The sequence below is a fragment of the Pseudomonas aylmerensis genome (assembly GCF_001702265.1).
GTDB classification, from domain to species: Bacteria; Pseudomonadota; Gammaproteobacteria; order Pseudomonadales; family Pseudomonadaceae; genus Aquipseudomonas; species Aquipseudomonas aylmerensis.
On sequence record NZ_MAUE01000012.1, the window covers coordinates 320415 to 342711 of the forward strand.

Sequence of the window (22297 nt, forward strand, 5' to 3'; positions counted from 1 at the left end):
GGCATTTCCCTCTGATTGAATGTGAGTCATGTCAAAGCCTAGTCAGGCTTCGCCATCCTGCAATCAGAGAGACGGCGGCAACCAATGGTTCCCGCCGATCCTTGGGTTATTGCTCGGCGATCAGCGCCTCGACCTTGAGGATCTGCGCTTGCAGCGTCGCACGGTCCTTGCAGCGCAGGTTGGCATGGCCGACCTTGCGCCCGGCCTTGAAGGCCTTGCCGTAGTGATGCAGGTGGCAGTCATCGATGGCGATCACGCGGTCAACCGGCGGCACCACGCCGATGAAGTTGAGCATGGCGCTCTCGCCGACCTTGGCCGTGGAGCCCAGCGGCAAGCCGGCCACTGCCCGCAGATGGTTCTCGAACTGGCTGCACTCGGCGCCTTCAGTGGTCCAGTGCCCGGAGTTGTGCACACGCGGCGCGATTTCGTTGGCCTTGAGGCCACCGTCGACTTCAAAGAACTCGAACGCCATCACGCCGACATAATCCAGCTGCTTGAGCACGCGGCTGGAATAGTCTTCCGCAAGGGCCTGCAACGGGTGGTCGGTGCTGGCCACGGACAGCTTGAGGATGCCGCTGTCGTGGGTGTTGTGCACCAGCGGGTAGAAGCGCGTTTCGCCATCACGGGCACGCACGGCGATCAACGAGACTTCGCCGGTGAACGGCACGAAGCCTTCCAGCAGGCAGGCAACGCTGCCCAACTCGGCGAAGGTACCGACCACATCGGCGGCGGTGCGCAGGACTTTCTGGCCCTTGCCGTCGTAACCCAGGGTGCGGGTTTTCAATACCGCCGGCAGGCCGATGCTGGCCACCGCAGCGTCGAGGTCGGCCTGGGACTGGATATCGGCGAAGGCCGGGGTCGGGATGCCCAGGTCCTTGAACATGCTCTTCTCGAACCAGCGATCGCGAGCGATGCGCAAGGCTTCGGCGCTCGGGTACACCGGCACGAACTGCGAGAGGAATGCCACGGTTTCGGCCGGGACGCTTTCGAACTCGAAGGTCACCAGGTCGACTTCGTCGGCCAGTTGGCGCAGATGGTCCGGGTCGCTGTAGTCCGCACGCAGGTGTTCACCCAGTGCAGCCGCGCACGCGTCCGGCGCCGGGTCCAGGAAAGCGAAGTTCATCCCCAGCGGGGTACCCGCCAGGGCCAGCATGCGGCCCAGTTGGCCGCCACCGATTACACCGATTTTCATCGTCAACAACCTCAGGCGATACGTGGGTCTGGATTGTCCAGCACGCTGTCTGTCTGCTCAGCACGGAATTTTTTCAGCACCGCGTGAAACTGCGGGTGCTTGGCGCCCAGGATGCTGGCGGACAACAACGCGGCGTTGATCGCGCCGGCCTTGCCGATCGCCAGGGTCGCCACCGGGATACCGGCCGGCATCTGCACGATGGACAACAGCGAATCCACGCCCGAGAGCATCGACGACTGCACCGGTACGCCAAGCACTGGCAGGTGAGTCTTGGCCGCACACATGCCTGGCAGGTGCGCCGCCCCGCCGGCACCGGCGATGATCACCTCGATGCCACGGGATTCTGCTTCATCGGCATACTGGAACAGCAAATCCGGGGTGCGGTGGGCAGAGACCACTTTCACTTCATACGGAATGCCGAGTTTTTCCAGCATATCGGCGGTGTGGCTAAGGGTGGACCAATCGGACTTGGAGCCCATGATCACGCCAACCAATGCACTCATCGTCGTGCCTCTTCTCTCTGGGCGCCCGCAGGCGCGTCAAAAAACAACAAGCCACGCGGGAAATCCGGCGTGGCTTGTTGTACGAAATTTGGCCGGTTGGACCGGCCGAAGGCCGCGCAGTATACCGTAATAATCCAGATAAACAGCCCCTTGGATGACCATCTGTCTTACACCTCAAACAGGCGGTTTTATTGACTTCCAGGTCAGCGAAAGCACCACAAAATACTGTGGGAGCTGGCTTGCCTGCGATGGCGGAGGGTCAGTGCCTGAAATGTCGGCTGATACACCGCTATCGCAGGCAAGCCAGCTCCGACATTTGATCTGTGTTGGCTCAAGTATTCTGCGCCGCCCCACCTTCCAACTTACGCCACAACAACCGCACGTTCGCCTTGCGCACCAGCGCGCAGCGATACAGGCGAATCTCCAACGGCACATGCCATTGCGGCCCGCCGCACACCACCAGTTCGCCCCGTGCCAGTTCAGCGCGCACGCTCAACTGCGGCACCCAGGCAATGCCCAGGCCTTCGAGGGCCATGCTTTTGAGGCTGTCGGCCATGGCGGTTTCGTACACGGTGGTAAAGCGCAATGCGCGCTGGCGCAGCAGCAGATGTACCGAACGCCCCAGGAATGCACCGGCGCTGTACGCCAGCAACGGCACACTGCCCTCGCCTTCCAGGTCGAACAGCGGCTTGCCATCCGCATCGGCGGCGCACACCGGGAGCATCTCGGTATTGCCCAGGTGCAGCGACGGGAAGATCTCGGCGTCCATCTGCATCGCCGCATCCGGGTCGTAGAACGCCAGCATCAGGTCGCAGCCGCCTTCGCGCAGGGCATGCACGGCGTCGCCGACGTTGGTGGCCACCAGCCGCGTGGCGATGTTCAGGCCTTCGTTGCGCAGTTGCGCGATCCAGCGCGGGAAGAATCCCAGTGCCAGGGAGTGCGCAGCCGCCACTTGCATGACTTCGCCCTGCCCGCCTTCCAGGTGATGCAAATGGCGCAGCACTTCACCGAGCTGCTCGACCACCGTGCGCGCGGTCACCAGAAACAACTGCCCCGCTGCTGTCAGTTCAACCGGCGTGCGCGAGCGATTGACCAGGGTCAGGCCCAGCGCAGCTTCCAGGCTGCGAATACGCCGACTGAACGCCGGCTGGGTGACAAAGCGCCGCTCCGCCGCCTGGGAAAAGCTGCGGGTTGCCGCCAGGGCGCTGAAGTCTTCCAGCCATTTGCTCTCAAGGTTCATCACTTCCTCCCACGGGTACGCACCATTTTGGCACACACGCCCGCCATGATAACCGGGTCACACCGACATTATGCCGTTTGTGCATAGGCCAGTGTTTAACAGCATTGGCCCAAAAACTTCTACAAGCCTAGCATTCGCAGCGTTCCGGCCTGTTCCGGGTCCATATCGAGATGATTTCCGTCATGTCCTCCGCTGCATCATTCCGCACAGAAAAAGACCTGCTTGGCGTACTCGAAGTACCTGCCCAAGCGTATTACGGCATCCAGACCCTGCGAGCGGTGAATAACTTCCGCCTCTCGGGCGTTCCGATTTCGCATTACCCGAAATTGGTGGTCGGCCTGGCAATGGTCAAGCAAGCAGCCGCTGACGCCAACCGCGAGTTGGGCCAGCTCAGCGAAGCCAAGCACGCTGCCATCAGCGAAGCCTGTGCCCGTCTGATCCGCGGCGATTTCCACGAAGAGTTCGTGGTGGACATGATTCAAGGCGGCGCTGGCACTTCAACCAACATGAATGCCAACGAAGTCATCGCCAACATCGCGTTGGAGGCCATGGGCCACAACAAGGGCGAATACCAGTACCTGCACCCCAACAACGACGTGAACATGGCGCAGTCGACCAACGACGCCTACCCGACCGCGATCCGCCTGGGTCTGCTGCTGGGCCACGACGCGCTGCTGGCCAGCCTCGATAGCCTGATCCAGGCCTTCGCTGCCAAAGGCGTCGAGTTCGGTCACGTGTTGAAAATGGGCCGCACCCAATTGCAAGACGCCGTGCCGATGACCCTCGGCCAGGAATTCCGCGCCTTCGCCACTACCCTCGGTGAAGACCTGGCCCGCCTGAAAACCCTGGCGCCGGAGCTGCTGACCGAAGTGAACCTGGGCGGCACCGCGATCGGTACTGGCATCAACGCCGACCCGCGTTACCAGGCCCTGGCCGTACAGCGCCTGGCCCTGATCAGCGGCCAGCCGCTGGTACCGGCTGCCGACTTGATCGAAGCCACCTCCGACATGGGCGCCTTCGTGCTGTTCTCCGGCATGCTCAAGCGCACCGCGGTGAAGCTCTCGAAGATCTGCAACGACCTGCGCCTGCTGTCCAGCGGCCCACGTACCGGCATCAACGAGATCAACCTGCCGGCGCGTCAGCCAGGCAGCTCGATCATGCCCGGCAAGGTCAACCCGGTCATCCCGGAAGCCGTCAACCAGGTGGCGTTCCAGGTCATCGGCAACGACCTGGCCCTGACCATGGCAGCCGAAGGCGGCCAACTGCAGTTGAACGTGATGGAGCCGCTGATCGCCTTCAAGATCTTCGACTCGATCCGCCTGCTGCAACGCGCCATGGACATGCTGCGCGAGCACTGCATCGTCGGCATCACCGCCAACGAAGCCCGCTGCCGCGAATTGGTGGAGCACTCCATCGGCCTGGTCACCGCGCTGAACCCGTACATCGGCTATGAAAACGCCACCCGCATCGCGCGCATCGCCCTCGAAAGCGGCCGCGGCGTGCTGGAACTGGTGCGCGAAGAAGGCTTGCTCGACGACGCCATGCTCGACGACATCCTGCGCCCCGAAAACATGATTGCCCCACGTTTGGTCCCGTTGAAGGCCTAAGCGTTTGTTGCACCGCTCACCAGGTTGAGGGACTAGACACCTCTCACCTTTTGAGGGCCTGAAGGCTCGTTCTTCAGGCCCTTTTTTTTGCCTCAAGGTTGTGAAATGACGTCCATAAAAACTCCAATATCGCCCTGCAAACCCGCCTTGCCCGACTCCGGCCTGCTGAAACCTTTAATCGCCTCGTGCAGACGGATCACACACTCCTAGGTATAGTGCCGCCCCTCTTCGCGTCAGCGGTCGTCGGTAACGAGACCCTGGAAGCGCGAAACCGCATGAATAACAACACCCGCAAAAGGATTGGGGTCGAACCGTCGTGCACTGCCTGGTGCCATACGACGTGTCGGACCGTCCTGCGTTTGCCATTAGAAAAATCAGCGAGGAACACTCCATGCTAGAAGTCATCAACGACTTCCTCTCAGGGAAAGTATTGATCGTGCTCATTGTCGGGCTCGGTGGCTACTTCACGATCCGCTCGCGTTTCGTTCAATTGCGTCACTTTTTCCACATGTTTTCGGTGTTTCGCGACAGCCTGAAAAGCAGCTCCGGCCAGCTCAGCTCGTTCCAGGCGCTGATGCTCAGCCTCGCCGGTCGCGTCGGCGCCGGCAACATCGCAGGCGTCGGCATTGCCGTGACCCTGGGCGGCCCGGGTGCCGTGTTCTGGATGTGGGTCACCGCACTGGTGGGCATGTCCTCGAGCTTCATCGAATGCTCCCTCGGCCAGCTGTACAAGCGCACCGACGCCGAAGGCACCTACCGTGGCGGCCCGGCCTACTACATCCAGCATGGCTTGAAGAAACGCTGGCTGGGCATGGTCATGGCCTTCCTGCTGCTGGTGACCTTCGGCTTTGCCTTCAACGGCCTGCAAGCCCACGCCGTGACTCACTCGCTGAACAACGCCTTCGGCCTGGACGCCACCTACACCGGCCTGGCGCTGGCGGTATTGCTGGGCCTGGTGTTCATCGGCGGGATCAAGCGTATTGCCTCGATCGCCGACCTGCTGGTGCCGGTCAAGACTCTCGTCTACATCGCCGTGACCCTGTACGTGATCGTGCTGCAATTCGACCACGTGCCGGCCATGCTCGCGACTATCGTCAAGAGCGCCTTCGGCCTGGACCAGGCCTTCGGTGGCCTGGTGGGCAGCGCGATCATCATGGGTGTGAAGCGCGGCGTGTTCGCCAACGAAGCCGGCCTGGGCAGTGCGCCTAACGTGGCAGCGGTGGCGTCGGTAGAACACCCGATCGCCCAAGGCGTGGTGCAGGCGTTCAGCGTGTTCCTCGACACCTTCGTGATCTGCACCTGTACGGCGCTGCTGATCCTGCTCTCCGGTTTCTACACCCCGGGCTTTGAAGGCGACGGCATTGCCCTGACCCAGAACTCCCTGGCGGCCGTGGTCGGTGACTGGGGCCGGATGTTCATCTCGGTGGCCCTGGCGTTGTTCGTGTTCACCTCGATCATGTACAACTACTACCTCGGCGAGAGCAACCTGCGCTTCATCGTGGGCGACAACCGCAAAGTGTTGATGGGCTACCGCGCGCTGGTGCTGGTGCTGATTTTCTGGGGTTCGATCGAGAACCTGAGCACCGTGTTCGCCTTCGCCGACATCACCATGACCATGCTCGCGTTCGTCAACCTGTTCGCCCTGGCGTTCCTGTTCAAGATCGCCATGCGCATCCTGAATGACTACGACAACCAGCGCGCAGCGGGCATCAAGACCCCGGTGTTCGACTCCAGCCAGTTCCCTGACCTGGACCTGGATCGCAAGGCCTGGCCGGCGAATCCGGTGAAGTCGCAGCCAACGGCTCAAGCATCGGCTGAACTGAACGCTCAAGCGCAACGCTGAGCGTCGTAAGCCTAGATAGATGACACGCCGCCCGGCCTTGGGCATGCTCTGGGCCCGGCGGCGTTTTTCGTTCAGGAGATTCTTCGATGTCCCCAGCTAACAACATCATGGTGCTCTACACCGGCGGCACCATCGGCATGCAGGCCAGCGCCAACGGCCTCGCGCCCGCATCCGGTTTCGAAGCCCGCATGCGCGAACAACTCGCCAACGAGCCCGTGCCCGCCTGGCGCTTCCGGGAAATGGCGCCGCTGATCGACAGCGCCAACATGACTCCCGCCTACTGGCAGCGCCTGCGCGTCGCGGTGGTTGAAGCCGCGGACGCAGGCTGCGACGCGGTGCTGGTCCTGCACGGCACCGATACCCTGGCCTACAGCGCGGCGGCCATGAGCTTCCAACTGCTGGGTTTGCCGGTGCCCGTGGTATTTACCGGCTCGATGCTGCCCGCCGGCGTGCCTGACAGCGACGCCTGGGAAAACGTCAGCGGTTCGCTGGCAGCGCTGGGCGCAGGCCTGGCCCCGGGTGTGCACCTGTATTTCCACGGCGCGCTGATGGCCCCGACCCGCTGCGCGAAAATCCGCAGTTTTGGTCGCCATCCGTTTGCTGCGTTGCAGCGTAACGGTGGCGTGGCCAAGGCCGAGACGCTCCCCGCCGCCCTGGACTACCGCCAGCCCAAGGCCCTGGCCAATGTCGGCGTATTGCCGCTGGTGCCGGGCATTGCCGCCGTGCAGGTGGATGCACTGATCGACAGCGGGATCCAGGCACTGGTGCTCGAATGCTTCGGCAGCGGCACCGGGCCCAGCGATAACCCGGCGTTCCTGGCCAGCCTCCAGCGCGCTCAGGATCGGGACGTGGTAGTGGTGGCAATCACCCAATGCCATGAAGGCGGCGTAGAACTGGACGTGTATGAAGCCGGTAGCCGCTTGCGCGGTGTCGGTGTGTTGTCCGGGGGCGGCATGACCCGCGAAGCGGCATTCGGCAAGCTGCAAGCGCTGCTCGGTGCCGGCCTCGCCACCGCAGACGTCCGCCGCCTGGTGGAACTCGACCTGTGTGGCGAACTGAGCTGACCGGCATATAACTTGCTCCACTTCCAGCCATCACCTGGCTGGAAGTCCGCATGCTGCACTCCCACCTCACCACCCTCAATGCTGTCTCCCTGGTGCTCAGCACCTTCAAGGCCGAAGGCCTGCCCGCCGAGGCGCTGCTGGCCGGCAGCGGTATCTGCGCGGCGGACTTGAGCCGCGCCGACACGCGCATTGCCACCCACCAGGAGATGCAGGTGTGCGCCAATGCCGTGGCGTTGCAGCGCGATATCGGCCTGATCGTGGGGCGGCGCATGCACGTTTCGTCCTACGGCATGCTCGGCTATGCCCTGCTCACCAGTGCCACTTTCGGTGACGCTTTGCGCCTGGCCCTGCGGTATCCGGCGCTATTGGGAACACTGTTCGAACTGAGCCTGGAGGAGGACGGCGAGCGTATCTGGTTCACCGCCGGCGATTATCGCGAGAACCCGGCGCTGACCGCCTTCAACGTCGAGCTGTGCCTGGGATCGCTGAAGGTCATCTGCGACGACCTGCTCGGCCATCCGCTGCCCTTGCTGGGCGCGCGCTTTGAGCATGATGCGCCGGATTATCAGGCGCGCTACACCGAGTCTTTCGACTGCCCGTTGCAGTTCCAGGCCACCGCCAATGCGTTCGCCTTCGACCAACGCTGGCTCTCCCAGCCTTTGCCCCTCGCCGATACCGTGACCCATCAGGCCATGGCCGAGCGCTGCCGTAAACAGAACACCGAATTCACCGGGCGCGAAGCCTGGCTGGGACGGATCCGCCAGCTGCTCGCGGCACAACTGCACGCCGCACCTGGCCTCGAAGGCCTGGCCGAGCAGATGAAGTGCTCGGCGCGTACCCTGCGCCGACACCTGCATGACCTGGGCTGCAGCTACCAGGAACTGCTCGACGAACTGCGCTTTGAACGCGCCAAACAGTTGCTGGCTGAAGATCAGTGGCCGATCTATAGGATCGCCGAGGCCCTGGGGTTCAGCGAGACCGCCAGTTTTCGCCATGCGTTCGTGCGCTGGAGCGGCGTGGCGCCGAGCCAATTTCGACCATGACGCCCCATTGAGGGGCGAATTTCGGACAGACAATCTGGCCACATTTATCCCCTTTTGGCCGCTCCTGCCGTTCTCATAATCGCCGTCGCCCGCAAGACTGCATGCACCGATACCGCCTGCGGAGAACAACAATATGCTGACGATCTACTCGGACGATCACCACCTGCACCATGGCCGTTGCGAACTGATGGACGGGCAGCTGATGCCCTGCTTCGAAATGCCCTCGCGCGCCGACCACGTGCTGCAGCGGGTCAAGGACCGCGAACTGGGCCCCGTGCAAGCGCCGCAGGACTTTGGCCTGGCACCGCTGCAACGCGTTCACAGCCACGACTACCTCGACTTTTTCAAAGGCGCCTGGGCACGCTGGACAGAATTCAACCAGGACGGCGACCTGCTGCCCTACACCTGGCCCGCACGCACCTTGCGCCGCGTGCTGCCCACCAGCCTGCACGGCCAGCTCGGTTATTACAGCTTCGACGGCGGCGCGCCGATTACCGCCGGCACCTGGCAAGCGGCCTACAGCGCGGCGCAGGTCGCGCTCACCGCGCAACAGGCGATCCAACACGGCGCCCGCAGCGCCTTCGCCCTGTGCCGACCACCGGGACACCACGCCGCCAGCGACTTGATGGGCGGCTATTGCTACCTCAACAACGCCGCCATCGCCGCCCAGGCCTTTCTCGACCAGGGCCATAAGAAAGTCGCGATCCTCGACGTGGATTACCACCACGGCAACGGCACCCAGTCGATTTTCTATGCACGCAGCGATGTGCTGTTCACCTCGATCCACGGGCATCCGGAAGCGGAGTTTCCGTTCTTCCTCGGCTACGCCGATGAGCTGGGCGAGGGCGCCGGGGAAGGCTTCAACTTCAATTACCCGTTGCCAGCCGGTTCCGGCTGGGACACCTGGAGCGCGGCCCTGGAGCAGGCCTGCGGGGAAATCGAGCGCTACGGCGCCGACATCATTGTGGTCTCCCTGGGCGTGGACACGTTCAAGGACGATCCCATCTCGCAGTTCAAGCTCGACAGCCCGGACTACCTGGCCATGGGCAAACGCATCGCGCAGCTCGGCACGCCCACGCTGTTCGTGATGGAAGGCGGCTACGCCGTGGAAGAAATCGGCATCAATGCCGTCAACGTTCTCGAAGGTTTTGAGGGGTCAGCCGAATGAACATGCTCAAGTCGCTTGTACTCTGCGCGGCGGTGCTCAGCACTGCCGCCCACGCAGAAGAAAAAACCCTGCGCGTCTACAACTGGTTCGACTACATCACGCCCAAGGCCCTGGATGACTTCAAGGCGCAGAACCCGGCGATCAAACTGGTCTACGACATCTTCGACACCAACGAAGCCCTGGAGGCCAAGTTGCTCACCGGCAACTCCGGCTATGACGTGGTGGTGCCTTCCAATGTGTTCCTGGCCAAGCAGATCGAGGCCGGAGTGTTCCAGCCCCTGGACCGCAGCCAGTTGCCGAACTGGAACCACCTCGATCCCAAGCTGATGAAGCTGATCGAGGCCAACGATCCCGGCAATAAATTCGCCGTGCCCTACATGTACGGCACCATCCTGATCGGCTTCAACCCGGCCAAGGTCAAGGCGGCGCTGGGCGACAACGCGCCGGTGGACAGCTGGGACCTGATCTTCAAGGAAGAAAACATCAGCAAACTCAAGCAGTGCGGGGTCGCCCTGCTGGACTCGCCGTCGGAGATCCTGCCCCTGGCCCTGCAGCACCTGGGCCTGGACCCCAACAGCAGCAACCCCAAGGATTATGAAAAAGCCGAAGCGCTGCTGATGAAGATCCGCCCGTACATCACCTACTTCCACTCCTCCAAGTACATGGCCGACATTGCCAACGGAGACATCTGCGTCGCCGTCGGCTATTCCGGCAGCTTTTCCCAGGCCGCCAACCGCGCCAAGGAAGCCAAGAACGGCGTGACAGTGGACATGCGCCTGCCCAAGGAAGGCGCGCCGATCTGGTTCGACATGCTTGCCATCCCCAAAGGCGCGAAGAACCCGCAGGACGCCTACACCTTTATCAACTACCTGCTGCAACCCGATGTGATCGCGCCGATCAGTGACTTCGTCGGCTACCCCAATCCCAACAAGGACGCGACTGAACAGGTTGACCCGGCGATCCGCAACAACCCCAACCTGTACCCCACCGAAGCGGCAATGGCCACGCTCTACACCTTGAAACCCCTGGGCCGAGATGCCGAACGCGCCAGGACCCGCGCCTGGACCAAGATCAAGTCCGGGACCTGATCGGCCACGGCCGGGGCGTGCAGGCCCCGGCCGTTACTACTTATCTACCGTCTCGCCCGCCTTGCCAGACTCTACCTTGCAGCTCTTCACGCCTGATACCGGCCAAGGAGCTGCAAATGCCCACCGACTCGATCCCCACCAGTAACCGCCCGCCCAGCACCTACGATCTGCTGACGCAACTGAGTACCGGCCCGTCCATCCGCGAAGTCGCCGCCAACCTGTTGCGCGCCGCCCTCAAGGAGCAATACCCGACACTGAATATCGACCCGGACCTGGCCACCGTCGTCACGCCACACTGGCGCATCGCCGACGACCTCATTCAGTCAACGCCCCCCGCCATGGAGTCGCTGACCTCGGTCCTGGCCAACCAGGCCCTGTCGCCGGAGCCGGTAATTTATATCGACGGCGAGCATTTCCTCACGGCGCAGCCACAGGCACCGCGCGCCGAACACCTGCCGGTGAAGATCGATGCCATCGCGCGGTTGATCAATGAGCTGGCAGCCCTGATTTTCACCGCCTACCAGGAGCAGCAACTCGACTACTGGAATACCTCCAACGGTATGTCTGGCCCGCGCTGGCAGCTGCTCTCACATTCCTTGCGCAACGTGTGGAACGTCACCACGCAGGAGGGCTGGGACGAACACGACTGCGCCATGGCCAGGTTGCTGTTCCACTTTCCGGAGCAGGCCAAGCGCAAGGCCTTCGATACGTTCCAGACCCACGCCTACCTGATCGACATGGATGGCCATCACAACAACCAATCCACGCATATCGGCCTGTCGGACATGGCGGTGTTGATCGGCAAACACGAGCAGAGCGAGCGGATTCTGGCCTACTCGCTGCTCAACGGTTATGAGAAGTTCGAGTCGCTGGAAAAGCTCGGTGAGTCGCTGCCCGCCAGCCTGGTCCAATATCAACTGGATGTCGGCGTGCAATGGCGGCTGTACGAACCCAGCGCAGATTTCTTCGATAGCCTGGCGTGCAACCTGATCGCCCTGCAACTGCAGGCGATCGGTTCGATTGGCCCGGCCGGCTTCGAGGTCGCTCCCGTGGCGGTCACCACCGGCCAGGCTGTCGCGCGGATCCTGCCGGTGATCGAGGACCTGAGCGAGCACTCGCTGTCGAGCATCCGTCAGATTCATGAACAGCTCCCCGACTGGCTCGCCAACGCCTCGGACCTCGACGTGTCGATCTACAGCCGGTACGTGATCGAACTGGCCGAGGTGCATACCCACAACCTCGGTCGAACGTTCCAGGACGGCATTCCTCCGATCCGCGATTACGCACGCGAGCAACTGCAAAAACAGATCAATCGGCAGAGGAATGGCGCGAGCCTGAGCCTGGACAAGGTCGAGATCAGCATCGAGAGCCCTGTGGTCTGGGGCACGTTTGTGCTGCCCGGCGCCAGCGACATCACCCGGCGCAGCCTGATCGACCTGGCCCTGGAAAACCTTACCGGCCTGCCCACCGGCACGCCCAGCGTGCACTACAACGGCGGCACAGGTCCCGCGTGGCTGACGTACGACTACCTCAAGGGCGTGATCGAAACCCTCGACATCGGCCAACACTATCCCGCGCTGATCAAGACAACCCTGCTCGACGACCCGGAGCAATCCCGCAGCCGGCAAACCCTCTACACCTCGCACCTGCGGGCGCAACTGCCGCTGCTGGCCCTGCAGTGGAAAATCCAGGGCGAGCATGGCATCGATGATCGCGGTTACCGTTATGTCGCCGCCGCCGTGCAGGCGCAAGCGCACGACCGACAGGTCGAGGGGCAAGAGATTGTCATCCGTCGCCTGGCATTTATCCCCACCCTGCGGCCCGGCCGGGAACCGGATGCGGTGGCGAACATGTTCGTGATCGGCCCCCGCGATCACACCCAAGGCCCCTGCCTGCTGTATCGCCCCCTGTTGGACCCGGTGCTGGTGCAGTTCCCATCACGCGAAAACCTGTTGTATGCCATCAAGCATCACCGCAGCTTGCGCGACTCGGTGCTGGCCTGGTTACCCAACGACAGCCGCTTCAATTACGAGCAGTACGTCTTCCCTGCCGCCCTGCCCTCGCCATGGACCGTCGTGCGCGGATTGGTGGAACCGCAGGTAGTGGTGCAAATGAGCGGCCCCATTGCCTTGAGTGATGAGGTGCTGGGCAACGATCACCTGGCGACCCTGTTCAAGGACAACGCCAATGCGATGGTTGAACTGGCCAACCGGCAATCGGTATCCAACGTGAAGAAACGCTGGGCCACCTACCGGCAGGCCGGTTGGCTGATTTTCAGCGCGGCGCTGCCATTTCTGGGGCGCACGGTGGGGATTGCCGCCTGGATCTGGCAAATCATGGACGACCTGCAGGAAGCCACCCAAGCCGAGCCCGGGCCTGACGGCAAGACCTCCTGGACGGCGCAGGTCGACCTGTTGCTCAACCTGGGCATGGCCCTGGTGCTGCATGTTGCCCTGCGCCATCCGCCGCAGCCCCGTCCACTCAAGGCACAGCCGCCAAGGCTTGAACCGCCAGCGAGCGCCCATCGCCCCACGCCGCTGCCGCGCAAGATCGTGGTGACGCAGCAACCCAACTTGCCCGATGCCGAACTGCCGGCACGCCATCTGGGGCCGCTGCACAACAGTGGCGCACTCAATCGCTTACCCGCGAGCCTTGCGGCAACACTGGATCGCTTCAAAGTCGATAAACCCGCAGGGCTTAGGGAGCCAAGCCAAGAACCCGGTCCCCACCTGAATCTCTCTGCCCTGGGTGAAAAATGGTACGCACCGGTCAAGGAGCGCTGGTTCGAGGTCATGCTGGATGAGAACGACAACGTCATGATTGTCGATCCGCAGCGCCCCTCCCACGTCGGCCCGTTGCTGGTCAGTAACCTGGCCGGCCAATGGTTTGTCGACACGCGACTACGCCTGCGTGGCGCCGGGTTCAGGAATCGGCGCAAGGCCGCCCAGGCCAAAAAACCATCGCGGATCGCCGAGCTCAGGGGCCAGCTCACCACCTTCAATGCAGGCCAGAAGCGCGGGCAAGCCGAGGTTGCCATGGCACACGCGGCGATAGACCCGCAACCCGGCCCCTCCACCAACCAACAACGCCGGGCATTCATCGAAAAACTGGACACGCGCCTGGCCGAGTATGACGTGCCCATCCGCCAGCTTCGGGCACTGAACGTCATCGATACGGTGCCCAACTACCAGGGCGACATGATCGACTACTTGAACCAGCAACTGCTGCTCACGCGCTTCGCCGTCTCGGAAACCCTGCCGACGTTCCGGACAGAACTGTTGTCGACGCTGGATGAGATGGAGGCCCTCGCGCCGATGCAAACCGAGAGACAGACCGCACTTGCCGAGAAAATGTCGCAGCTGAACCTGGACATGATCAGCCGCCTCGAATACGCGCAAACCCGTTACCTGCACCTGCAGGAACTGGGCATCGACGGCATGAAAGTCATCCAGAACACTCTCCATGCCTTGCCTGACTTCAAGCTTCACGACCTCAAGGCCCTGCAAATCACTTTGAATCGCTACCTGTGCATCAGGGAAGGCAGCGGTGAAGCCTTCGTCGATGCCCACACCCAGCTCAATGAAATCGTGAACATCGCCGACCTCAACATACAAACATGGATCGAGGCCATGCCCGACGCCAGTGTCAGCGACCCGGGCGAGCGGATCGAGGTGCTCAACAGCCTGGTCGAACAATTCTCCCTGGTCGACCAACGCCTGCTGGACCTGCACGCCGAACACCCGGACTACGTGCAGAGGGAACCGCTGGAGAGCCTTCGCCAACGCATCGACGATTTCAACAGGCAAGCCGTGCATGAATTGGCCCGACTGTTGAAAGAACGCAAGCCGCGGGAGACCAAGGCCGGCCCGTCGAAAACGCAGCAGGCGCCGAAGAAGAAGGTCATCAAGACCCGCTTCAACGCGGTGGTAGTAGGCGAGCCACGCCCCTCTGACGAGGGGCTCCTGGACGTAAAGGCGCCGGTCACGGGCAAGGTCATTGCGACCTTCCACGAAAAAAGCCCCGGGGTGTGGGTCGAGCGCACGACGCCGACCCCAAGGCCACAACGGCCGGTGGCGGTGGACCTCAATATCAGCATGAGCAACGCGCAAAACCTGCTGGATGAAGAGCCCTCCGCGACCCAGCGCCTCCTGGTGCAGTCAAGGAAAGCCGGGCGAATCCCGGTGGAAATCGAAGAGATGCTGCACCAGCACGCCGCCCGCATGGAGCTGGCAGCGAGCAACATCGAAGAGGCGCTGACCCAACGCAACCTCACGGAGAGTGATCGCCCGTCTGCCGCCACCCTCAACCGCCAACTCAACGAGGCCACGCAACGGCTCTATGCGCTGGGCACCAGTACCCGCATCAGCATGACCAAACAGCAACTGCCGACTGCCGCGCGGGTGCAGTGGCTGCACAGCCAGGGGGCGGTGAACATTGCCAAGGTGATCACCCGCCGGCGCCTCAAGGGCCCCGGCAAGGACTACCTGGATGAGTACGCGATCAGCGATCACAACACCCAGGAAGTGCTGTGGTATGCGCACTTTCATTACGATTCGCCGCACGCCGAGCTCGACCATTTCACCGCCGGCCACCTCAAGACCCGCGAACAGCAGCGACTCGGCGGCGCGATCCATCGCACCGGCCTGAGCGACGGCGATCAGATTGCGATTTATCGCAGCGAAATCAGCCCGCAGCTGGCTCGTTCACTGTTCTTCCAGAGCTGAGGTCAACCGGCCTGCCAGGCCCTGCGCAGCTTAGCCAGGGCCTCGGCGATGGCCGCTTCGGGCACGGCGGCAAAGCCCAGCACCAGGCCGGCGCGCTGGTCCGCCGGCGTGGTGGAGTGCGCCAGCCAATAACTGCTCAGCCCATTGACCTCGACCCCCACGCCCTGGGCCTGCTCAACCAATTGCTGCTCGCGGGCCAGGCTGTCCACGCGTACCGTCATGTGCAGCCCCGCCGCCACACTGGGCAATTCGCCGACGCCCGGCAAGCCGCCCGGCCAACCGGCCAGCACCGCATTGCGGCGACTCAAGGCCGCCCGCCGCATGCGGCGAATATGGCGCTGGAAGTGCCCGGCCGCCATGAACTCGGCCATCACCGCCTGGGTGCTGACTTCCGAGTGGCGCATGTCCACCGCACGGCGCCGCGAGAACGCATCCACCAGCCCCGGCGGCAATACCAGATACCCCAGGCGCAGGGCCGGGAACGCGACTTTGCCGAAGGTGCCGACGTAGAGCACGCGGCCACTGCGGTCCAGCGCGGCCAGGGGCGACAGCGGTGCGCCGCTGTAGCGGTACTCGCCGTCATAGTCGTCCTCGATGATCCAGCCGCCGGTGCGCTCGGCCCAGGCCAGCAGTTCCAGGCGCCGCGCCAGGCTCATGACCACGCCCAATGGGTATTGGTGGGACGGCGTGACATAGGCCAGGCGGCAATCTTTCAGGCTGTTGAGGGTGTGGCAGTCGATGCCTTCGTGGTCCACCGGCACGCCCTGCAGGTTCGCACCGGCCAGGGCGAATGCATGGCCGGCAGCGCGGTAACCCGGGTTTTCCACCGCAACGCCGTCGCCCGGCTCCACCAGCAACTGTGCACAAAGGCTGATTGCCTGCTGTGCGCCACAGGTGATCACTATTTGCTCAGCCGCGCACTGCATGCCCCGCGAGCTGCGCAGGTAAGCGGCAATCAGGCCACGCAGGCGAGCATCGCCCGCCGGGTCGCCGTAGCACAACTGCTCCAGGTCCGGCTTGCGCCAGAATGCCCCGTTCAGCTTGGCCCACACCTCGAACGGAAACAGATCGAAGGCCGGCACACCCACGCGAAACGCCCTGGGCGGGCCCGCAGGCGGCTGTGAAAGATGGTTGTTTTTCACCCGGGCCAGGCCCGGTCTGTGGATAACTTCTTTATCGAGATCTTCGGGTAAATCCGTCCATTTTGTGGATAAGGCTGGGGATAAGCCTGTGGGTAACCCTGTGGACACTTTTGTGGATAGTTTTTTCGGCTGGGGCAGTTGGGCCACATAGGTGCCATCACCGACTCGGCCTTCGATAAACCCTTCGGCGTACAGTTGATCGTAGGCACGCACCACGCTGTTGCGCGAAATCGCCAGGGCCGCGGCCAAGTCACGACTGGCGGGTAAGCGCGTGCCGCTGGCCAGGCGTCCGTCCAGCACCCGCTGGCGCAGGGCCTCATACAGCTGGCGCGTCAGGCCTTGGCGACGGTCCAGCTCGATGCCGGCAGGGTTGAATGACAGAGGCGGCGAAAGCGGCGGCATATTGGACCTATGAAATTGGCCTGAGATGGCTCTTACAACAGACCATTAGCCTGCCTACGATGCAGGCATTCGCCAAGGAAAATATTCATGTACACACCTCGCGCCTTTGCCCTCGAAGACTTGCCCGAATTGCAGCAACTGATTCAGCACACGCGCCTGGCGCAGTTGGTGACCGTTGGCGAGCAAGGCCTGCAAGCCAGCCACCTGCCGCTGCTGCTCAACCCCGATGAAGGCCCCAATGGCACCCTCTACGGGCACTTGGCCAAGGCCAATCCGCAATGGCGCGACCTGCAAAACGGCAGCGAGGCCCTGGTGATCTTTGCCGGCGCCGAGGCCTACATCAGCCCGGCGTTCTACCCGGCCAAGGCCGAGCACGGCAAGGTGGTCCCGACCTGGAACTACCTGGCGGTGCATGCCTACGGCAAGGCTGAAGTGTTTACCGACGCCGAGCGCCTGCTTGCACTGGTCAGCGCCCTGACTGATCACCATGAAGGCAACCGTACCCAGCCGTGGAAGGTCAGCGACGCACCGGCCGATTACATCGACGGCATGCTCAAGGCCATCGTCGGCTTCGCCCTGCCGATCGAGCGCCTGATCGGCAAGCGCAAGCTCAGCCAGAACCGCAGCCAGGCCGACATCGACGGTGTTCGTAAAGGGCTGGCCGCCAGCGCCGATGTGCGCGACCAGACCCTCGCCCGCTTTATTCCCCAAGGAGTTTCAGAATGAGCCAGATCGACATCCGCCCGGTCACTGCCGCCGACCACGCCGCCTGGCTGCCGTTGTGGCAGGCGTACCTGAAGTTCTACAACACCGAGCTGCCGGACGCCGTGACCCAGAGCACCTGGCAACGCCTGCTCGATGCACAGGAGCCGACCCATTCCGCGCTGGCCTGGCAGGATGGCAAGGCCGTGGGCATGGTCAACTTCATCTACCACCGTTCCAACTGGAGCATCGAGAACTCGTGCTACCTGCAGGACCTGTTGGTGGACCCGGCCCAGCGCGGCACCGGTGTTGGCCGCAAACTGATCGAGTTCGTCTATGCCACCGCCAAGGCTGATGGCTGCGCCAAGGTGCACTGGCTGACCCACGAGACCAACGCCACGGCGATCCAACTCTACGAGCGCATCGCCGAACGTCCGGGTTTCATTCAATTTCGCAAAGGTCTTTAAGGAGCGCAGCATGCCTATCTCACCCGCCGACTGGAAAGGCGTCCCGGCGCCTACGGTCCAACTGCTCGAAGGGCGCTTTATCCGCCTGGAAAAACTCGACCCGGCACGCCATGGCGACGACCTGTTCCAAGCCCTGCAAGGCCCCGGCGCCGACCCGAAACTGTGGGATTACCTGCCTTATGGCCCGTTCCCCGAGCGCGGTGTCTTCAATGACTGGCTCAACAACCATGCGCAACACAGCGATCCGTATTTCTTCAGCGTGATCGACCGGGCGAGCGGCCAGGTGCAAGGCATCCTCAGCCTGATGTCCATCGTCCCGGCCCAGGGCCGCATCGAAATCGGCCACGTGACCTTCGGCGCACCGATGCAACGCTCGCCGAAAAGCACCGAAGCGGTGTACCTGCTCGCCAAGCATGCGTTCGAACAGGGCTATCGCCGCCTGGAATGGAAGTGCAACAACGGCAACGCCCGCTCCAAATACGCGGCCGAGCGGCTGGGGTTCAGTTTTGAAGGGGTGTTCCGCCAGCACATGGTGGTAAAGGGGCAAAACCGCGATACCGCGTGGTACTCGATCCTGGATTCGGAATGGCCCGCGATTGGCGCGGGTTTCGAGGCCTGGTTGTCAGATGCCAACCAGTCGGGCTCTGGGCAGTTGAAGAGCCTCGCGGAGTGTCGCCAGCAGGCGCTCTGAGACGTGGCTCAACCGCTGGGCCGGCGGCGCAATGCGCGTCGGCCCAATCCCTTGGCGATAGCCGCAATTATCGCTGCAGACTAGCGACATCTCCCGCAAGCAAGGGTCGCCCGGCCTGACATTTATCCCCCCGCAGCCTCGCTAAATTCCCCGCCTCATACATCAAGAGGTGGGATTACATGCCGCGCATACACAAACAACTCGCGCTCGCCATCACCCTGGCGCTGGGTGCCCTCGGCGCTCAATACGCACAGGCCAGGGGCGATATGGAGCCAGACAGTGAATGGTTCGAACAGCCCGGCAACAAGGGTCATTCCGCGCCGGCGCTGCCGGCGCCTGAAGACTTCTACTTCGCCGACCGGGCGACCAGCCGAAACGCCCTGAGCGTCGCTCGGGTGCTGGACGCCGCCGTGGATGGATTGCTCGCGTCGGACGAGTTCAACGAGCGGGAAAAAAGCCGGCTCGAACGTTACGGCCTGTACCTGAGCACCCTGGAGCCGAGCCGAATAGGTGCAGTGCTCGAGCAACTGGCGGGAAGCCAGAACGCCAACCTCGGCACTGCCACCCAGAACAGCCAGAAAGCCTTGAACGCCAACCTGTTGGCAGCCATACGCCAGCTGGATAAAGACACCGGCGACACCGGTCGCGTATGGCTGCAAGGCCTGGGCAATGGCGGCAGCCTTGATGCGCAACACGGCAGTGCCGGCTTGAAACAGAGCAGCCAAGGCCTGTTACTGGGGGCCGACGGCGCAATCGACGATGCATGGCGGGTGGGTGTGGTGGGCGGCAAATCCGGCAGCGACCTGAGCGCCAGGCGCTTCAAGGGTGAAGTGGACAGCTGGCACCTCGGCGCCTACGCCGTCCGCCTGGACGGGCCACTCGCACTGCGCCTCGGCGCGCTGTACAGCAGCCATACCGGGCAAAACAAACGCACGGTCGACTTCGACTTCATCAATCACCGCAATCACCTCTCGGGCAAGTACAAGGCGCGGAGCCAAAACGCATTTGCCGAGCTGGGCTATCAGCTGCAGACCGCTGACTGGCGCGCCGAGCCCTTTGCCGGCGTGGGTTTCCAGCGCTATCACCGCGAACGCTTCCAGGAGAAAGGCGGCTACAGCGCCTTGAACGTGGGTACGCAGACCCAGCAGAACCTCAGCAGCACCTTCGGCCTGCGCGTGACCCATGACGTGACGCTGGCCAACCAGATGATCCTCAAGCCGCACTTGAGCACAAGCTGGAAGCATCTCTATGGCGACACCAGCAGCCGCGTACGTCAGTCCTTCGCCTGGGAAAAACGTGAGGACTTCAACAGCGCGTTCACCGTCGGCGGCACGTCCCTGGACCGTGACAGCCTGGCGCTGCGCACCGGCGTGGAGCTGGCGCTGTCGGACGAGCACAGCGTAGGCCTGGCCTACAGCGCCGAGTTTGGCAGCCACAGTCGCAACCAGGGGTTGATGGGCCAATGGGCGATGGCGTTCTAAGTCACCGGGAAGCCCGATCGACAGGCAAAAAAAAGGGGAGCACCTGCTCCCCCGAGGATTAAACGGTTATGTCGAAGGCTGTATCAGCCTTCGATCTCAATCAGGATCTCGCCCGGGTTGACCCGGTCGCCCTTGGCCACATGCACAGCGGTGACCTTGCCGGCGATCGACGCCTGCACTTCGGTTTCCATCTTCATGGCCTCGGTGATCAGCACGGCCTGGCCAGCCTTGACCACATCACCTTCCTTGACCAGCACGTCGACGATGTTGCCCGGCATTGCCGTGCTGACGTGGCCCGGCTCAGTGGCGTGCTTGCGCTTGCTGCCGCCGCTGCTGACAAATTCGTTGAGCGGTTCGAACACCACTTCTTCCGGCATGCCGTCGATGGACAGGTAGAAATGGCGCTTGCCTTCGGCCTTCACGCCGACGCCGGTGATGTCCACGCGGTAGCTTTCGCCGTGCACATCGATGACGAACTCGGTCGGCACGCCTTCGCCGCCAGCACGCGCCACACCGCCGGCTTCAGGGATCGGCAGCAGCACTTCAGGGGCCAGGGTGCCGGCGTCACGTTCCTCGAGGAACTTGCGCCCGATGTCCGGGAACATCGCGTAGGTCAGCACGTCTTCTTCCGACTTGGCCAACGCACCGATCTCGCCGCGCAGCTTGGTCATTTCCGGCTTGAGCAAATCAGCCGGACGCACGTCGATCACCTCTTCGCTGCCGATGGCCTGACGGCGCAGTTTCTCGTTCACGGTACCCGGCGCCTTGCCGTAGCCGCCTTGCAGGTAGAGCTTCACTTCGTTGGTGATGGTCTTGTAGCGCTCACCGGCCAGCACGTTGAAGAACGCCTGGGTGCCGACAATCTGCGAGGTCGGCGTGACCAGCGGCGGGAAGCCAAGGTCTTCACGCACCCGCGGGATTTCGGCCAGCACTTCGCCCATGCGGTTGAGTGCGCCCTGCTCTTTCAGCTGGTTGGCGAGGTTGGAGATCATCCCGCCCGGCACCTGGTTGACTTGCACGCGGGTGTCGACGGCGGTGAACTCGCTTTCGAACTGGTGGTACTTCTTGCGCACGGCGTAGAAGTACAGGCCGATTTCCTGCAGCAGCTCCAGGCTCAGGCCGGTGTCGAATTCGCTGCCTTTGAGCGCGGCAACCATCGACTCGGTCCCCGGGTGGCTGGTGCCCCAGGCGAAGCTGGAAATCGCGGTGTCGATATGGTCGGCACCGTTCTCGATGGCCTTGAGTTGGCACATCGCGGCCAGGCCGGCGGTGTCATGCGAGTGGATGAACACGGGCAGGCTCTGCTCGGCCTTCAGCGCCTTGACCAGTTCGCCGGTGGCGTACGGGGTCAGCAAGCCAGCCATGTCCTTGATTGCCACAGAGTCGCAGCCCATGGATTCCATTTGCTTGGCCTGGGCCACAAACGCTTCGATGGTGTGCACCGGGCTGGTGGTGTAGGCGATGGTGCCCTGGGCATGTTTGCCGGCAGCTTTCACCGCCTCGATGGCCACGCGCAGGTTACGCACATCGTTCATGGCGTCGAAGATACGGAACACGTCGATGCCGTTCACGGCGGCCTTGGCGACGAAGGCTTTGACCACGTCGTCGCTGTAGTGGCGGTAGCCCAGCAGGTTCTGGCCGCGCAGGAGCATTTGCAGGCGCGTGTTAGGCAACGCGGCGCGCAGCTTGCGCAGGCGCTCCCATGGGTCTTCTTTCAAAAAACGTACGCAGGCGTCGAAGGTCGCGCCGCCCCAGACTTCCAGCGACCAGTAGCCGACTTTGTCGAGCTTGTCGCAGATCGGCAGCATGTCGTCGGTGCGCATGCGGGTCGCCAGCAACGATTGGTGAGCGTCGCGCAGGATGGTGTCGGTTACGAAGATTTTCTTAGTCATATTCGGATCTCCTCATAGCGGCAAGTTTCAAGCTACAAGCTGCAAGTA

At 62.9% G+C, this 22297-nt stretch carries 16 protein-coding genes; 11 read left to right on the forward strand and 5 right to left on the reverse strand.

The window, feature by feature from the left end; genetic code table 11:
• Positions 1 to 106 precede the first annotated feature (106 nt).
• The 3 genes from BBG20_RS09730 to BBG20_RS09740 all read right to left on the reverse strand — a co-directional run bounded on the left by BBG20_RS09730 (position 107) and on the right by BBG20_RS09740 (position 2935).
• The gene (locus BBG20_RS09730) at positions 107 to 1192 is read right to left on the reverse strand and encodes a 5-(carboxyamino)imidazole ribonucleotide synthase (protein WP_017476761.1); all 1086 of its coding nucleotides are present in this window, start codon (positions 1190 to 1192) and stop codon (positions 107 to 109) included.
• A gap of 11 nt (positions 1193 to 1203) precedes the next feature.
• A complete protein-coding gene (gene purE, locus BBG20_RS09735; protein ID WP_003195648.1) occupies positions 1204 to 1695 on the reverse strand; it encodes a 5-(carboxyamino)imidazole ribonucleotide mutase in 492 nt (163 codons plus the stop codon).
• A 331-nt stretch (positions 1696 to 2026) separates the two neighbouring features.
• Positions 2027 to 2935 (reverse strand): LysR substrate-binding domain-containing protein, encoded by a 909-nt coding sequence (locus BBG20_RS09740; RefSeq protein ID WP_010566930.1) that lies wholly within the window; start codon positions 2933 to 2935, stop codon positions 2027 to 2029.
• 182 nt (positions 2936 to 3117) lie between these two features.
• On the opposite strand from BBG20_RS09740, the gene aspA reads away from it, so the two are divergent.
• The 7 genes from aspA (at position 3118) to BBG20_RS09775 (ending at position 15472) form a co-directional block, all read left to right on the forward strand.
• A complete protein-coding gene (aspA, locus tag BBG20_RS09745; protein ID WP_017135792.1) occupies positions 3118 to 4542 on the forward strand; it encodes an aspartate ammonia-lyase in 1425 nt (474 codons plus the stop codon).
• A 391-nt stretch (positions 4543 to 4933) separates the two neighbouring features.
• Positions 4934 to 6385 (forward strand): alanine/glycine:cation symporter family protein, encoded by a 1452-nt coding sequence (locus BBG20_RS09750; RefSeq protein WP_065902568.1) that lies wholly within the window; start codon positions 4934 to 4936, stop codon positions 6383 to 6385.
• Positions 6386 to 6471: 86 nt separating this feature from the next.
• Positions 6472 to 7449 (forward strand): asparaginase, encoded by a 978-nt coding sequence (locus BBG20_RS09755; RefSeq protein WP_065902570.1) that lies wholly within the window; start codon positions 6472 to 6474, stop codon positions 7447 to 7449.
• A 50-nt stretch (positions 7450 to 7499) separates the two neighbouring features.
• On the forward strand, positions 7500 to 8492 hold the full coding sequence (locus tag BBG20_RS09760; RefSeq protein WP_065902572.1) for an AraC family transcriptional regulator: 993 nt from the start codon (positions 7500 to 7502) through the stop codon (positions 8490 to 8492).
• A gap of 133 nt (positions 8493 to 8625) precedes the next feature.
• A complete protein-coding gene (locus BBG20_RS09765) occupies positions 8626 to 9660 on the forward strand; it encodes a histone deacetylase family protein (protein WP_065902575.1) in 1035 nt (344 codons plus the stop codon).
• Entirely contained in the window at positions 9657 to 10748 is a 1092-nt protein-coding gene (locus BBG20_RS09770; RefSeq protein WP_065902576.1) for a polyamine ABC transporter substrate-binding protein, read from the forward strand. The genes BBG20_RS09765 and BBG20_RS09770 overlap by 4 nt, the downstream gene beginning before the upstream one ends.
• Before the next feature lie 116 nt (positions 10749 to 10864).
• The gene (locus tag BBG20_RS09775; protein WP_065902577.1) at positions 10865 to 15472 is read left to right on the forward strand and encodes a dermonecrotic toxin domain-containing protein; all 4608 of its coding nucleotides are present in this window, start codon (positions 10865 to 10867) and stop codon (positions 15470 to 15472) included.
• Positions 15473 to 15474: 2 nt separating this feature from the next.
• Here the strand turns inward: BBG20_RS09775 and pdxR are convergent, their stop codons facing one another.
• Complete coding sequence (gene pdxR / locus BBG20_RS09780) at positions 15475 to 17016, reverse strand: MocR-like pyridoxine biosynthesis transcription factor PdxR (protein ID WP_065902579.1); 1542 nt, start codon at positions 17014 to 17016, stop codon at positions 15475 to 15477.
• Positions 17017 to 17103: 87 nt separating this feature from the next.
• Between pdxR and BBG20_RS09785 the strand changes: the two genes are divergently transcribed.
• The 4 genes from BBG20_RS09785 to BBG20_RS09800 all read left to right on the forward strand — a co-directional run bounded on the left by BBG20_RS09785 (position 17104) and on the right by BBG20_RS09800 (position 20357).
• Positions 17104 to 17742, forward strand: a complete 639-nt coding sequence (locus tag BBG20_RS09785; RefSeq protein WP_065902583.1) for an FMN-binding negative transcriptional regulator — start codon at positions 17104 to 17106, stop codon at positions 17740 to 17742.
• A complete protein-coding gene (locus tag BBG20_RS09790; RefSeq protein WP_065902585.1) occupies positions 17739 to 18185 on the forward strand; it encodes a GNAT family N-acetyltransferase in 447 nt (148 codons plus the stop codon). Before BBG20_RS09785 ends, BBG20_RS09790 begins: the two co-directional genes overlap by 4 nt.
• A 10-nt stretch (positions 18186 to 18195) precedes the next feature.
• Positions 18196 to 18876, forward strand: a complete 681-nt coding sequence (locus BBG20_RS09795) for a GNAT family N-acetyltransferase (RefSeq protein WP_065902587.1) — start codon at positions 18196 to 18198, stop codon at positions 18874 to 18876.
• Positions 18877 to 19055: 179 nt separating this feature from the next.
• A complete protein-coding gene (locus BBG20_RS09800) occupies positions 19056 to 20357 on the forward strand; it encodes an autotransporter outer membrane beta-barrel domain-containing protein (RefSeq protein WP_065902589.1) in 1302 nt (433 codons plus the stop codon).
• 83 nt (positions 20358 to 20440) lie between these two features.
• Here the strand turns inward: BBG20_RS09800 and oadA are convergent, their stop codons facing one another.
• Positions 20441 to 22249 carry a sodium-extruding oxaloacetate decarboxylase subunit alpha gene (oadA, locus tag BBG20_RS09805; RefSeq protein WP_065902592.1) on the reverse strand — a complete coding sequence of 603 codons (1809 nt, stop codon included), beginning with the start codon at positions 22247 to 22249 and terminating at the stop codon, positions 20441 to 20443.
• Positions 22250 to 22297 lie beyond the last annotated feature (48 nt).

Excerpts from the sequence above, each read along its gene's own strand:
- BBG20_RS09730 (WP_017476761.1), bottom strand. The coding sequence starts at position 1,192 with ATGAAAATCGGTGTAATCGGTGGCGGCCAACTGGGCCGCATGCTGGCC.
- purE (WP_003195648.1), bottom strand. The coding sequence starts at position 1,695 with ATGAGTGCATTGGTTGGCGTGATCATGGGCTCCAAGTCCGATTGGTCC.
- BBG20_RS09740 (WP_010566930.1), bottom strand. The coding sequence starts at position 2,935 with ATGAACCTTGAGAGCAAATGGCTGGAAGACTTCAGCGCCCTGGCGGCA.
- aspA (WP_017135792.1), top strand. The coding sequence starts at position 3,118 with ATGTCCTCCGCTGCATCATTCCGCACAGAAAAAGACCTGCTTGGCGTA.
- BBG20_RS09750 (WP_065902568.1), top strand. The coding sequence starts at position 4,934 with ATGCTAGAAGTCATCAACGACTTCCTCTCAGGGAAAGTATTGATCGTG.
- BBG20_RS09755 (WP_065902570.1), top strand. The coding sequence starts at position 6,472 with ATGTCCCCAGCTAACAACATCATGGTGCTCTACACCGGCGGCACCATC.
- BBG20_RS09760 (WP_065902572.1), top strand. The coding sequence starts at position 7,500 with ATGCTGCACTCCCACCTCACCACCCTCAATGCTGTCTCCCTGGTGCTC.
- BBG20_RS09765 (WP_065902575.1), top strand. The coding sequence starts at position 8,626 with ATGCTGACGATCTACTCGGACGATCACCACCTGCACCATGGCCGTTGC.
- BBG20_RS09770 (WP_065902576.1), top strand. The coding sequence starts at position 9,657 with ATGAACATGCTCAAGTCGCTTGTACTCTGCGCGGCGGTGCTCAGCACT.
- BBG20_RS09775 (WP_065902577.1), top strand. The coding sequence starts at position 10,865 with ATGCCCACCGACTCGATCCCCACCAGTAACCGCCCGCCCAGCACCTAC.
- pdxR (WP_065902579.1), bottom strand. The coding sequence starts at position 17,016 with ATGCCGCCGCTTTCGCCGCCTCTGTCATTCAACCCTGCCGGCATCGAG.
- BBG20_RS09785 (WP_065902583.1), top strand. The coding sequence starts at position 17,104 with ATGTACACACCTCGCGCCTTTGCCCTCGAAGACTTGCCCGAATTGCAG.
- BBG20_RS09790 (WP_065902585.1), top strand. The coding sequence starts at position 17,739 with ATGAGCCAGATCGACATCCGCCCGGTCACTGCCGCCGACCACGCCGCC.
- BBG20_RS09795 (WP_065902587.1), top strand. The coding sequence starts at position 18,196 with ATGCCTATCTCACCCGCCGACTGGAAAGGCGTCCCGGCGCCTACGGTC.
- BBG20_RS09800 (WP_065902589.1), top strand. The coding sequence starts at position 19,056 with ATGCCGCGCATACACAAACAACTCGCGCTCGCCATCACCCTGGCGCTG.
- oadA (WP_065902592.1), bottom strand. The coding sequence starts at position 22,249 with ATGACTAAGAAAATCTTCGTAACCGACACCATCCTGCGCGACGCTCAC.